Raw genomic sequence first — 13340 nt, forward strand, 5'->3', positions numbered from 1 at the left:
AAGCCATGCCCTGCGGCAGATTTAGCTTTTAGTATTTGCACTAAGAGATGGTTTCCAGAACTTTAGATCTGGAATGACTGTGTGGTGAAATGAGAGTGGAAACCTCGAAAAGACACTCGTTTCTAGCATTACAATATTTCAGCTAGAAAATTCCCTTGTTGATGAATAAGGTCTCTTTTCTCAATAATTTCTTGAAGATTTATGGTACCGATAACATATTTATGATCATCGCTATAGAAGCGTTCAGAAATATTAGCAAAAGTAATGTTCTCTAAAACATCCTCATCTTCATAACGGAAGTAAACTTTAAACGTATAATCCGTAGAATAAGTCAATTCCTGACTCTCCAAATGCTTCTTGTACTCATACTTATAATCGTATCTCAAAGCTGCTATATCCGATAGAACTGCAGATCCTGTAGGATGGCCACCAGCACCTTTTCCATAAAAGAATTGCTCATCTGCAAATGCAGCCTTTACTAATACACCATTGTATTCATTTTCAACATTCTGAAGAATATTATCCTTGGAAATGAATTTTGGTAAAACATAAAGTACTACACGATGATTATCAATTTCTTTTGCCAATGGAATTAACTTAATCTTATAGTTCTTTTCTCTAGCATAACGGATATCTGCATTGCCTAAAGTGTCAATACCCAAATTCAGAATCTCATCCGGATTGATATATAATCCGTATGCATGCGATGCAACTATAGCAAGTTTATATTTAGGATCATAACCACCGACATCCAGGGTTGGATCCGTTTCCGCAAAGCCTAATTCCTGAGCTTTTTTCAATGCCGAGTCATAACTTTGGTTCTCATTAAAAATCTTCGATAGAATATAGTTTGAAGAACCGTTAAAGATACCGCTGATAGAATGAAGCAATTCGTTATCATAATATTCTTCCAAATTCCTGATAATTGGAATACTTCCACAAACAGCACCTTCATACAATAATGATGTGCCATGCTGATTCTGTATTTCTGTCAACTCCTCAAGATGTGTGGCAATCATTTTTTTATTTGCCGAAACAACGTTCTTTCCTGATGTTAAGGCTCTTTTGGTAATCTCAAATGCAGCATCTGCATCATCAATTAATTCAACTACAGTATTGATCTCAGGATCTTCTAAAATCGCATTGGCATCAGTTGTAAACAATTCTGCAGGAAGTGTCCTTTTCTTATCTGCATTTTTGATTACGAATTTCTTGATTTCTAAATTTAGGTTTTTTGTTTTTATGATATCGTATAAACCTTGTCCCACCACACCAAATCCAAACATCCCGATGGTAAGTTTCTTACTCATTATTCTTTAATTAAATTTAAGTGATTTTCCGCTTTTGTATTATGTTTCTCAAGAAAGTTACTGATGACTTGAGTAAGTGTTTTAGTTTCAATTAAAAATCCGTCATGCCCAAAAAATGAATGTAACTCATAATATTCTGCATTTGGGATGTTATTAGCTATGAATTCTTGCTCTGAAGGTGGGAATAAAACATCAGATGGAATCCCTATAATCAAGGAATTGACACCCTCGATAGATCCTAATACTTGCTCAACCTGTCCACGTCCCCGACCTAAATGATGGCTATCCATAGCTTTGGTAAGATACCAATAGGAGAATGCATTAAACCTGCGTACTAATTTATCTCCTTGATATGCCTGATAGGACGACGCTTTATAGGAATCTGTCTTGTCATGATCTGATTCTACTTGTGTCGTTCCGTAAGCATTATAAGTTCTATAGGATAATAAAGCCATACTTCGAGCCGCCTTCAGACCATTTAAGCCAGCATCAGGCTTTTGCTCTCCGAATGTTGAATCTGCTTCAATAGCTAATCGTTGGCTCTCATTGAATGCGATACCCCATGGTGAAAAGAATGCATTCGTGCCGATAGCAATTAAATTATGGATTTTGATGGTTTTAGAAACGGTCCATTCCAAAGCTTGCTGTCCCCCCAATGATCCCCCAATCAACGTGTTGATCTCAGAAATTCCTAAATGATCTGCCAACAATTGATGCGCTTTTACAATGTCCCTGATCGTGAATTGTGGAAATTCGGAATAATAGGGCAAATTCGTTTCAGGGTTGACGGATAGGGGATTGGTCGTGCCATAATGGGAACCCAGAACATTAGCGCAAATAATAAAATAATCCTTATCGTTAAATAGTTCGTTTTCACCAAATAAGCCCGGCCACCAGTCAAATACATCTGAATTGGCGGTCAGTGCATGGCATACCCATACCACATTGGATTTATCTGCATTCAACTCCCCATAACTATGGTAAGCAATCTGTAGATTTGCCAATTTTTTACCACTCTCTAATTCGAAATCTTGGCTATATCCGAAAGTCTTTACACTCATTCTTTTAAATTATCTTCCTCCATAAAAATCAAATAAGGTCCCACCCTTACTTGATCTTGTCAAATGCTTGTGCTAAATCTGCTTTAATATCGTCTATATGCTCAATACCTACCGATAATCTTAACTGTCCAGGTGCAACACCTGCTTTTTTCTGATCTGCATCGCTCAATTGTTGATGCGTAGTTGCAGCAGGATGAATAATCAATGATTTCGCATCACCGACATTCGCTAAATGGCTAATCAATTCTAATGAATCTATAAACTCATTTGCTTTCTCAACACCACCTTTAACTGTAAATGACAACACTGCACCGTATCCATTTTTAAGATATTTCTGTGCATTTTGGTGATACGGATGGTTTTTAAGTCCTGGATAGCTCACATGTTCAACTTGTGGATGTGCATCCAACCATTGTGCTATTTCTAATGTATTGTCAACATGACGCTGAACGCGCAATGATAAAGTCTCTAATCCTTGAACTAATAGGAAGGAGTTAAACGGAGATAGGGCAGGGCCGAAATCTCTTAATCCTTCAACTCTTGCACGGATAGCAAACTGTATGTTTCCAAAAGGTCCTCCTTCGCCAAAGACATCCGAGAATACTAATCCATGGTATCCTTCAGAAGGTTCTGAGAATTGTTTAAATTTACCATTGCCCCAATTGTAGTTACCACCGTCGATAATTACACCACCAATACTAGTTCCGTGTCCACCGATCCATTTCGTCGCCGATTCAACAACCACATTGGCTCCATGCTCCAAAGGCTTGAATAGATATCCGCCTGCACCGAAAGTATTATCAACGATTAATGGAAGGTCATGTTTTTTTGCAACTGATGCGATACGCTCAAAATCAGGAATGTTGTAGCTAGGATTACCGATTGTTTCAACATAGATTGCTTTAGTTTTATCGTCAATCAATGCTTCGATTTTATCGGCATCTGTATCTTCTGCAAATCTTGCTTCAATACCCAATCTCTTAAAGGACACCTTGAATTGATTGTAGGTACCACCGTATAAATTGGATCCAGAAACGAAGTTTTCACCCGCTTCAAGAATGTTTGTTAAGGCAATAAACTGCGCTGCCTGCCCTGAGGCAACAGCAACTGCTGCAACACCGCCCTCTAAGGCTGCTATACGTTTTTCAAATACATCCGTTGTAGGATTCATAATTCGGGTATAGATATTCCCAAATTGCTTTAATGCAAAAAGATTTGCACCGTGCTCTGCATTTTCAAATACGTATGATGACGTTTGATATATAGGTAATGCTCTTGAACCAGTCGTAGGATCTACTTCTTGTCCAGCATGTACTTGTAATGTTTCGAATTTAAGGTTTTTATTATCTGCCATTTTTTATAATGTTAATTGATTTTAGTAAAATGAGTATTTTTTTATCCTATAGCTATTGTTTTTGGTCGTCTTTTTTTGGACCCTAATTTCTAAATATCACAGAAATTAAGAGGCCATGGACGACTATCGCATTCGTGAAATACAAATACAACAGTTAGAAATAAATAGATTGGATGAATTCTTTGTTGGTTTACCAACAAGATACAATAATTCCGATTTTGAAAATTTTGAAGTCATAGTCTATTTTATTTATATGCTCCTGGGCTTTATTGCCTCGGACAGGAATTGGCACCTTTTCAATCCTATTGAAGGTTGCCAGTGGGTCATAGAGCCAGTCTCTCGCCACTTCTTTATAAATCAAGACCATTCTTTTAGAAGGGTAATGATTAGTGTACCACTATCGAAGTACTCCGCAAATATAGTCTACGAAATTTAATTTTGCAATCTTTTTCTGAAAAACCTTGTATAGGAGACTAAATTAACATAAAAAACTTCAATCCTTTTTCGTTTTCACACGAACTAGAGATTGAAGTTCATCGATTGGGTACAGAATTTTTAAAAACTGCTTGACTTTATATCATGCATCTGTATAATTTTATCAACAACATATCGTGTGTTGCCTCGCCAAGGTAATACACCGTGAAATTCCTTATAATGCAAATCGAATGCCTTTCCGCTATTTAGCTCTAGAATATGGAATACAGAATCACTTTCTATAGAAAACTCAAACTCATTGCTCGATAGACCGGTTCCCGTTTTCTGCGAACGTATCCCTTCCTGAATTAACTTACCCTCATAGGTTTTGAAGAGATTTCCTTTTTTTACTGCATAATTCAAAGTGCCTGATTTTACACCTTCTCCAAATACAAAATAATATTTCCAGTAAACGAATCCAGCAAACGCTAGAAATATAATCAGTAAAAACCAACTAATGAATTTCTTGAATCCTGAGGTTCTGTTGCTGGGCTTTTGGTTAGTTTCCATTTTTCTTAATTCAATTTCAATATCGTTAACAAAAAGAATACCTAAAATTAAAAAAGGTTGGCCATTTAATATAGCCAACCTCGTTATTTTTTTATCCTAGTAGCTGCATCTCTGCATCGATCGCCTCTTTAGTTTTGGAGCTTACAGGAACGATTGGAAGCCTCACATGATCTTGACCTATTCCTTTTTTCTCTAAAATGTATTTAACGCCAGCAGGATTACCTTCTATAAAGCAAAGATCGATGATCTTCAACAATTCTAAATGGATTGCCCTAGCTTCATTATAGTTTCCTTCGCGGCATAGATGTGCCATTGCTGCAACTTTTGTAGGGTAGGCGTTGCCAACTACAGAAATTATTCCCGAAGCACCCATTGCCATCATTGGTAAAGTGATAGGATCATCGCCTGAGATTAAAAGAAAATCTTTAGGCTTATCTCTTAATATCTCACTGAATTGAGCAAAATTACCGGATGCCTCTTTTGTGGCAACGATATTTTTAAAATCCCTTGCAAGCCTCACCGTGGTAGCAGGCAAAATATTGGAACCCGTTCTGCCAGGAACGTTATAAAGTATGATTGGAAGCTTAGATGCTTCAGCAATAGCCTTGTAATGTTGGTAGATACCTTCTTGCGTCGGTTTGTTATAATATGGCGATACAGAAAGGATGGCAACATAATCCAACAGCTCAAAATTCTTGACTTGTTCAACAATCTCTTGTGTATGGTTGCCCCCGATTCCAGCAACAAGAGGAATACGCTTGTTCACATGCTTGGAAGTAAATGCCCACACCTTCTTTCGCTCATCTGGAGTAAGGGTAGCTGTCTCGCCAGTTGTACCCAAGGATACCAAATAATCAATTCCTCCTTGAATTTGATAATCTATCAAATTCCCTAAAGTGTCGTAATCTACTGTGCCGTCCGCATGGAATGGTGTTACCAATGCTACTCCCGCACCTTGAAGCTCGTTCATCGTTTTTCTATATTATTATTTTTATTTTATCTTATTTGTTGATCATCTCCAACAATTCCGTCTCTGTAATCATTGGAATCTGAAGCTTCTCCGCCTTTGCCAATTTTGACGGACCCATTTTATCTCCTGCAACCAAGAAATTCAATTTAGAAGAGATGCTGCTCAACATCTTACCCCCATGGGCCTCTATTAATTCAGTCAATTCTTCTCGTGAATAATCTGCAAACACCCCTGAAATTAAAAAGGTCTTTCCTGCTAATTCATCACCTGCTAAGATCACTTCCTTCTCTTCCGTCTCAAATTGTAGTCCTGATGCTTTCAACCTTTCGATTTCCTCCCAATGCTCCGGATTACTTAAAAAGGCATTGATGCTATCTGCTATCCGAAGGCCTATATCCTGCACCGAAAGAATCTCCTCCACGTTGGCAGAACGAATTGCATCTATATTCTTAAAATGCTGAGCCAGTTTTTTAGCTACGGTTTCCCCGATATGTCGGATCCCTAAGGCAAATAAAACCTTTTCAAAAGGCTTACTCTTCGATTGCTCAATTCCATTGATCATGTTGTCAATGGATTTTTGACCAAATCGCTCGATCCCAACCAATTCATTTGCTCTTTCCTTTAACGTATAGATATCGGAAATGCGACGAATTAATCCCAACTTGAAAAATGTTTCTACTGTTTCATCTCCTAATCCTTGAATATCCATCATCTTTCGCCCTATGAAATGCTGCAGTTTACCAACAATTTGAGGCTTACAACCATCTTCATTTGGACAATAATGAACCGCTTCGCCTTCCTCTCGTACCAATGCAGTTCCGCACTCAGGACAATTCTTCGGATATTCAAATGGTTTTGCTCCAGAAGGACGTTTTTCAACATTGGCCCCGATTATTTTTGGAATAATTTCTCCGCCTTTTTCTACAAAAACGGTATCATGCTCGTGCAATCCCAAACGCTCTATTTCATTCGCATTGTGTAATGATGCACGTTTAACTGTGGTTCCAGCCAATAGAACAGGTTTCAAATTCGCAACCGGCGTCACAGCGCCTGTTCGACCTACCTGATAGCTGATACTATTCAATATCGTCTCTACACGCTCAGCCTTGAATTTATAGGAGATCGCCCAGCGTGGTGATTTTGCCGTAAACCCTAATTCTTCCTGCTGCCCGTAATCATTTACTTTAATTACAATCCCATCAATTTCATAGGATAATTTATGCCTGGCATCATCCCAATAATGGATAAATTCCAATACTTCATCAATCGAATTACAAAGTTTACTATGCTCACAAACAGGAAATCCCCAGGATTTGACCTCCTCTATGCTGTGCCAATGGTCATGGAATATTTTATTTCTGTTATCACAGTATAAAAAGTACAGAAAACAGTCTAAAGGACGTTTCGCTACCTCAGCAGAATCCTGAAGCTTGATCGTTCCTGATGCAAAATTCCGCGGATTGGCATAGGTCTGTTCTTCATTTTCTTCCCGTTCTTTATTTAATCTCAAAAACGCGGATTTATGCATAAAGATTTCCCCGCGAATATCAAATGATTCCGGATAATTTCCTTTCTTCAACTGGTGGGGGATACTGCGGATGGTTTTTACATTATTTGTCACTTCATCACCTTGAGTTCCATCCCCTCGAGTAACCGCCTGTACTAATTTTCCATTTTCATAAGATATGGAAATAGAAAGTCCGTCAAATTTTAATTCCGCAACATATTGAACTTGATCACCCACAACTTTTCGAACCCTTGTGTCGAAATCCTTTAACTCTTGCTCATTATACGTATTGCCCAATGACATCATAGGCCATTTGTGACGAATAGTTTTAAAGCGTTGTGTGATATCTCCACCTACTTTTAAAGTAGGTGAGTTAGGATCCCTATATTCAGGATATTGAAGCTCCAACGCTTCCAATTCCTTGAGTTTATGGTCAAAGTCGTAATCTGAAATCGAGGGTTGAGCTAAAACATAATATTGATAATTATAGTCGTTCAGCTCTCTCGTAAGCTCTTCTATTTTCGCTTGAATATCTAATGACATAGACCACGAAAATACGAAATATATTAAGGGTAAAATAATTTAAAACAACTATTTAAATAATTGCTTCAAGTGTTGCAAAATCATGCAAATCCCATAAGGAAACATAATTCAGAACTTTTGTTGTTAATGAAAATTTTTGTCTTTGAGCTGGGAGAATTTATGGATATTATTCATGTAATAATCCCAGATTATTGAATTTTTATATTGTCCTTTTTTGTTTTCTTGGGCAGAATATTTCTTTCTCTTTTTTGCCGTTTTAAAAAAATTCTTGAAGAAATACTGGTGTCCTCGGCTAACTGCCCATGCATCTGCTGATTTTCCATCCACTAAAAACTTAATTAGGGCAAAGAAATCCAACCATAGGCGCAATGAAATTTTCCAAATTGCTGCAGGTACCGAAAGGTTCTTTTGCATCATCAACAGGTTGTTCCTGAAATTCAGATAGGTCTTCTGTGGGTTACTTGTTTTTAGCGTTCCGCCGCCAACATGATAGACCAAGGAATTTGGACAGTAGCCTACCTTATAGCCCATTTTCTTCAATCGCCAACATAAATCAATTTCTTCAAAGTGAGCAAAAAAATCAGAGTCGAAACCTTCCGCATCTTGCCAGGCTTTTGCTTTAATGAATAGTGCTGCTCCCGTTGCCCAAAATACTTCACGAGCGTCATTGTACTGACCATGATCCTGCTCTACCTTATCCAATATCCTTCCTCGACAGAAAGGGAAACCAAAATAATCCAGATATCCTCCTGCCGCTCCTGCATGTTCAAACTCACCTTTGTTGTGATACGATTGAACCTTCGGCTGGCAAGCCGCCAATAAAGGGTCTTTTTCCATCTGCGCTATGACTGGTTCTACCCAGCCTTCTGAAACCTCTACATCTGAATTCAATAATACATAATATTCGGCTTCAACTCGCTTTAGGATCTCATTATATCCTCCAGAAAATCCTAAATTCTCCGTATTACGAAGGATTTTGAACATCGGGAAATTCTCCTCAACATAGCTCACCGAATCATCGGTGGATCCATTATCTCCAATGATAAACTCAATATTTGGGTAAGTGCTATTAAATACCGAAGGAAGGAATTTCTCCAAGAAATACTTCCCGTTCCAATTTAATATCACAACGGCAACTTTCGGGTAATTTGACATTTAATTTCTTCTTTTACGCTTCCATCTACGATGGGACCATAACCAATATGCTGGTTCTTCTTTTATTATCTCTTCCGTAAATCGATTATGGATATGAGTAATCTCATGTTCCGGATAATCATCGGGATTTTTTATCAATGTGCTAAACTTGCAGGAATAATATCCACGTTTTTCCTTTCTTCTGACTTCGCAGAAAACAACCGGAAATTTCGTCAACCTCGCAATGCGTTCAGCACCAGTGTAAACCAACGTATCTTGATTCAAGAATTCCATGAAATAATCAGAATCCTGGTAAGTAGGTGTCTGGTCTGCTACAAACATACTAATATGTGGAACATTTTTCAACTTAATAATATGTCTTAAGATCTGTTTCATAGGAACCATTTCGGCACCAAACCTAGATCGGATTCCGTTATGAATCTTGTTGAAGACTTTATTGTTCAAAGGCTTATAGACGATCAATTCCGGAACATCCATCATTAATGACAACCGATGGATCGAAAGCTCCCAATTTCCATAATGTGATGTTACTCCAATTACTCCCTTTCCTTGATCCGTATATTGATAAACCTCTTCAGGATTCAATAATTCTATCCTTTTGATAACCTCTTCAGGTTTGATGCTTGCCATCTTGACCGACTCCACAAGGAGATCGGGAAAATATCGGTAGAACTTATAGGCAATATTTTTAATCTCCGCTTCCGATTTTTCAGGAAAAGCATTTCTCAGGTTTTCAAATACCACTTTTTTGCGATACCCAAATACATAATAAATTAGGATGAAAAGGAAATCTGAGATGAGGTAAAGACACCAAAAGGGCAGGAGAGAAATTAAATACAATGTTCCGTAAATGAGTTTTTTCTTCATGCCTATTTTAAAGTACTTTATAAATATCCCCAAATAAAGTTATTTTTGCGGACAATTTGAAGTGAATATTAGTTTATGTCTAAAGGATTATTATTACCAGCACTCTATCTACCGAATATCAGTTATTTACAAGCAATTAAAAATAACGAAGGTCCGATCTTGATCGAACAATTCGAGAATTTCCCTAAACAAACTTACCGTACCAGAACGGAAATTGCAACCGCTAACGGTATTCTTAACCTGTATGTACCCATTGTACACGGAAGAAAAGAGCGTGTAGTCATGAAAGACATCAAAATTAATTATGACCATCCTTGGCAGAGATTGCATTGGTTAAGTTTACAAACTGCCTACAGAAGCTCTCCTTATTTTGAATATTATGAAGATGATTTCAAACTGTTTTATGAAAAGGAATATAATCTTTTATTGGATTATCATGTGGATCAGCTTAAGCTTATCTTAAAATTATTGAAATTAAATAGAGAAATTTCTTTTACTGAAAAGTATGAGGCTGTACCTTCAGATGAATTGGATTATAGGTCTGAAATTCATCCTAAAAAGCCTAGTTTGATTACAAACCAAAAACCATATTACCAGGTTTTTGAAGAGAAAACTGGGTTTATACCTAACCTCAGCATAATCGATCTATTATTCAGTCAGGGGCCTCAGTCGAAAAACTTTTTCTAAGAAGTTTTTATTTTCTTGCTGAAACATTTTGTTTAAGTTTAATGTTCTCTTTTTAAACTCAATATTTCATGAAGAAACTTGTATTTATTTGCATCATCATATTGATGTCGATGAGTTCATTTGCACAAACAGGTGTTGATACGATCCATTACCGCAAAGTTTATTATTTCGGCGGAACTGGACTTTCCTTTCCATTGGGCAAAACAAAAGATGCGTTAACTACAAAACCTTTTACAGGGAGCATGGGTTTAGATATTTCCCTGAAAAATCCTAAATACTACCTTCAGCCAACTCTTTATATGATGAGTTTTGGATATAATCAGCTTGAAGAAGATACCGAATACAATAGGATTTTGAAAAATGCTCGGTCTACGATGTACATATTAAGTTTGGCAGGTGGGATAAGAAAGCAATTGCAGCGATTGAATACTTATGCCTATATAGGTCCAGCTGGTGCATTAAATGTTGAGCCTCGAGCACAGGACGATGCTGCCAATTCCACTGTAAATCTATCCTATGAATATAGTATTTCTCCAGCTTTTAAGTTTGGTATAGGGTCTGATTATAAATTCAAGGGATTTTTTCTTGGTATGGAAGCCGGCTACATGCACAATTTTAGAAAAATCCAAGGTAATCCGGTGCATGTGCTCTCAATAATGGTCGGTTTAAAATCTGACATTACTAAATTAAGTGATAAAGTTGTTGAAGTTATCTCAAAATAATTGAAATATATCTAACTGAAAATCAAATAATTATAATTTTTTTAAAAAAAATGATGTATTTTTTTGATAAAAAATACAATATGGCCTGATATATGTCGTTATTACACTATCTAGATAAATAGAAAATATTTAGGTTAATAATTGGTTTGGTAAAATACCTGGAGTTCTCCGCTCCGGGTATTTTTGTTTTTAAGCCTTTTATTAATTTATTCGATATCATCAATTCAAAGTCTGATTTGCTAACAGGGATTTATTTTGAATCACAATAAAGACAATGAAAAATTTCTTTACAGAGCTTTTCTAAAAAAAATCAAAAAAAAAATACTGCATCTATAATAAAGCGTTTTAGTAACCGTTTAAGATAGTAAAATTCATAATTTCATAATTTAGGTTAATAATTGGTTTGGAAAAATACCTGGGGTTCCCCACCTCAGGTATTTTTATTTTATTCTTCCTCGAAATTATATTTCAAATCCTTAAAGTAATATACTTTATCCCGAATATTTATCTCCCTGATAACTTTACAGGGGTTTCCTGCTGCAACTACATTCTCAGGAATATCTTTAGTAACCACAGAACCCGAACCAATTACCGTATTAGATCCTATTTTTACTCCTGGATTGATTACTGTATTTCCACCAATCCATACGTTGTCACCAATTTCTACTGGCTGGGCAAATTCCCATCCTTCAACCCTCAATACAGGATCTACAGGATGGCCTGCTGTAAAGATACTGACGTTTGGAGCAATCATAACATTGTCACCAATGCTAACTTTGGCACAATCCAATATGGTCAGGTTATAATTGGAATAAAAATATTCACCAACCTCAATGTTATAACCATAATCGCAATAAAAAGGTGGTTCTATATAAAATCGTTCTTTGGTCTTTCCAAATAACTTTTTAATAATCTGATTTCTAGCTTTAATTTTGTTTGGATCCATCAGATTGAATTTTTGTAATTCAACCTTGGCATGTTGTCTTTCCTTAAATAACTCATCCCCACTTGCTATGTAAGGTTCACCTGCTATCATTTTCTCTTTGGAGGTTTTCGCCATATTGTTTTATTATTTTATAGTTATTTGAGATTAATAATTTAAACAATTTCTAATATAAAATTACCATCAACATTTAAAACTCTATTAACTTCTTTAAGATAAGCTACATCAGTTTATAATTCCTTATAAAGTTTTTGGCATTGGAATAACAAAATTTTGCGTTTCATAGTTTTTGGAATCAAAAAAGATTTTAATACAGGTTTCACTTTGGTTTTGGTCGTGTTTTGGTCGTGAATGGTCCGCAGCTTGGTTGGACATTGTCCACAGCTCGTCCGCTCACAAGCGGACGAGCTGTGGATGAGTTTTGGACGAGGTGTGGACGAGACACGAGCAAAACACGAGCAAAACACGGCTAAATATCAATCTGTCTTTTTTTTACTATATGAATTCTGGTCTAATCGGAGGTCGAAAAAACAAAAAAAAGCCACCCAAAATGGGCGGCTTTAGTTCTATGCGGAGAAGTTTAGTTTTTGCTGATTACAAAATCTTTTTTATCAATCCTAACTTTTTTCAAGTTTACCAACCAATCATTATCGATATCGCGGTATCCTAATGCTAGAATTGTCACTGATTTCAAGCCAAGCTCATTCAATCCTAAGAACTGGTCAAGAGCGGCGTTGTCAAAACCTTCCATAGGCGTTGCATCGACACGTTGTTCAGCTGCGGCAGCAATTGCAATTCCGAATCCAATATAGGCCTGACGGGCAGCATGATCAAAATGTTGATCTTTCGATTGCGTGTTAAATCGCGCCATCAAACCATTTTTATATTCATTAGCAAAACCTGCAGGTAATCCACGTTCTACTTCCTGCTGCAAAAACACCGAATCAACACGGTCTTGAGTATACTCATCGTATGCTGCAAAGATCAATAGGTGTGATGCATCAACGATTTGTGATTGATTATATGCTAAAGGTTGGATTTGTTCTTTTAGTTCTTGGTTGCTGATTTCAATAATTTTGAATGGGTGCAGACCCGATGAAGTAGGAGCAAGGCGAGCAGCCTCTGTAATGTAATCGATTTTTTCTTGTTCTACCGAAGCGCCAGTCATTTTCTTAGTGGCGTATCTCCATTTTAAATCTTCTAATAAGCTCATTCTTGTATTTAATTATTCTTTTAT

At 36.8% G+C, this 13340-nt stretch carries 12 protein-coding genes and 1 riboswitch; of the genes, 2 read left to right on the top strand and 10 right to left on the bottom strand.

Features of this window, described 5'->3' with window-relative positions; all coding sequences use genetic code 11:
• Positions 1-128: 128 nt before the first annotated feature.
• The 8 genes from E0Y80_RS10930 to E0Y80_RS10965 form a co-directional block, all read right to left on the bottom strand.
• The gene (locus E0Y80_RS10930) at positions 129-1310 is read right to left on the bottom strand and encodes a homoserine dehydrogenase (protein WP_156307699.1); all 1182 of its coding nucleotides are present in this window, start codon (positions 1308-1310) and stop codon (positions 129-131) included.
• Complete coding sequence (locus E0Y80_RS10935; protein ID WP_156307700.1) at positions 1310-2371, bottom strand: homoserine O-acetyltransferase family protein; 1062 nt, start codon at positions 2369-2371, stop codon at positions 1310-1312. The genes E0Y80_RS10930 and E0Y80_RS10935 overlap by 1 nt, the downstream gene beginning before the upstream one ends.
• Positions 2372-2417: 46 nt before the next feature.
• Entirely contained in the window at positions 2418-3725 is a 1308-nt protein-coding gene (locus E0Y80_RS10940; RefSeq protein WP_156307701.1) for an O-acetylhomoserine aminocarboxypropyltransferase/cysteine synthase family protein, read from the bottom strand.
• A 246-nt stretch (positions 3726-3971) separates the two neighbouring features.
• A riboswitch (SAM riboswitch) is annotated at positions 3972-4084 on the bottom strand.
• Positions 4085-4280: 196 nt separating this feature from the next.
• Positions 4281-4709, bottom strand: a complete 429-nt coding sequence (locus E0Y80_RS10945) for a hypothetical protein (RefSeq protein WP_197091562.1) — start codon at positions 4707-4709, stop codon at positions 4281-4283.
• A 91-nt stretch (positions 4710-4800) separates the two neighbouring features.
• Positions 4801-5679, bottom strand: a complete 879-nt coding sequence (gene dapA / locus E0Y80_RS10950; RefSeq protein WP_156307702.1) for a 4-hydroxy-tetrahydrodipicolinate synthase — start codon at positions 5677-5679, stop codon at positions 4801-4803.
• Between the two features lie 31 nt (positions 5680-5710).
• Complete coding sequence (gene ligA, locus E0Y80_RS10955) at positions 5711-7729, bottom strand: NAD-dependent DNA ligase LigA (protein ID WP_156307703.1); 2019 nt, start codon at positions 7727-7729, stop codon at positions 5711-5713.
• Positions 7730-7852: 123 nt separating this feature from the next.
• Complete coding sequence (locus E0Y80_RS10960) at positions 7853-8884, bottom strand: glycosyltransferase family 2 protein (protein ID WP_156307704.1); 1032 nt, start codon at positions 8882-8884, stop codon at positions 7853-7855.
• Entirely contained in the window at positions 8885-9751 is an 867-nt protein-coding gene (locus E0Y80_RS10965) for a lysophospholipid acyltransferase family protein (protein ID WP_156307705.1), read from the bottom strand. It lies immediately after the preceding gene.
• Positions 9752-9826: 75 nt separating this feature from the next.
• Between E0Y80_RS10965 and E0Y80_RS10970 the strand changes: the two genes are divergently transcribed.
• A complete protein-coding gene (locus tag E0Y80_RS10970) occupies positions 9827-10438 on the top strand; it encodes a WbqC family protein (RefSeq protein ID WP_156307706.1) in 612 nt (203 codons plus the stop codon).
• A gap of 68 nt (positions 10439-10506) precedes the next feature.
• Positions 10507-11160 (top strand): hypothetical protein, encoded by a 654-nt coding sequence (locus E0Y80_RS10975; protein ID WP_156307707.1) that lies wholly within the window; start codon positions 10507-10509, stop codon positions 11158-11160.
• Positions 11161-11605: 445 nt separating this feature from the next.
• Here the strand turns inward: E0Y80_RS10975 and E0Y80_RS10980 are convergent, their stop codons facing one another.
• The gene (locus E0Y80_RS10980) at positions 11606-12220 is read right to left on the bottom strand and encodes a sugar O-acetyltransferase (protein ID WP_156307708.1); all 615 of its coding nucleotides are present in this window, start codon (positions 12218-12220) and stop codon (positions 11606-11608) included.
• A 463-nt stretch (positions 12221-12683) separates the two neighbouring features.
• A complete protein-coding gene (locus E0Y80_RS10985; protein WP_156307709.1) occupies positions 12684-13316 on the bottom strand; it encodes a nitroreductase family protein in 633 nt (210 codons plus the stop codon).
• Positions 13317-13340 lie beyond the last annotated feature (24 nt).

This window comes from Sphingobacterium endophyticum, assembly GCF_009733535.1.
Taxonomy (GTDB): domain Bacteria; phylum Bacteroidota; class Bacteroidia; order Sphingobacteriales; family Sphingobacteriaceae; genus Sphingobacterium; species Sphingobacterium endophyticum.

What these genes read in the sequence shown, in the direction of transcription:
- E0Y80_RS10980 (WP_156307708.1), bottom strand. Translation starts at nt 12,220, where the DNA reads ATGGCGAAAACCTCCAAAGAGAAAATGATAGCAGGTGAACCTTACATA.
- dapA (WP_156307702.1), bottom strand. Translation starts at nt 5,679, where the DNA reads ATGAACGAGCTTCAAGGTGCGGGAGTAGCATTGGTAACACCATTCCAT.
- E0Y80_RS10975 (WP_156307707.1), top strand. Translation starts at nt 10,507, where the DNA reads ATGAAGAAACTTGTATTTATTTGCATCATCATATTGATGTCGATGAGT.
- E0Y80_RS10985 (WP_156307709.1), bottom strand. Translation starts at nt 13,316, where the DNA reads ATGAGCTTATTAGAAGATTTAAAATGGAGATACGCCACTAAGAAAATG.
- E0Y80_RS10945 (WP_197091562.1), bottom strand. Translation starts at nt 4,709, where the DNA reads ATGGAAACTAACCAAAAGCCCAGCAACAGAACCTCAGGATTCAAGAAA.
- E0Y80_RS10930 (WP_156307699.1), bottom strand. Translation starts at nt 1,310, where the DNA reads ATGAGTAAGAAACTTACCATCGGGATGTTTGGATTTGGTGTGGTGGGA.
- E0Y80_RS10970 (WP_156307706.1), top strand. Translation starts at nt 9,827, where the DNA reads ATGTCTAAAGGATTATTATTACCAGCACTCTATCTACCGAATATCAGT.
- E0Y80_RS10965 (WP_156307705.1), bottom strand. Translation starts at nt 9,751, where the DNA reads ATGAAGAAAAAACTCATTTACGGAACATTGTATTTAATTTCTCTCCTG.
- ligA (WP_156307703.1), bottom strand. Translation starts at nt 7,729, where the DNA reads ATGTCATTAGATATTCAAGCGAAAATAGAAGAGCTTACGAGAGAGCTG.
- E0Y80_RS10935 (WP_156307700.1), bottom strand. Translation starts at nt 2,371, where the DNA reads ATGAGTGTAAAGACTTTCGGATATAGCCAAGATTTCGAATTAGAGAGT.
- E0Y80_RS10960 (WP_156307704.1), bottom strand. Translation starts at nt 8,884, where the DNA reads ATGTCAAATTACCCGAAAGTTGCCGTTGTGATATTAAATTGGAACGGG.
- E0Y80_RS10940 (WP_156307701.1), bottom strand. Translation starts at nt 3,725, where the DNA reads ATGGCAGATAATAAAAACCTTAAATTCGAAACATTACAAGTACATGCT.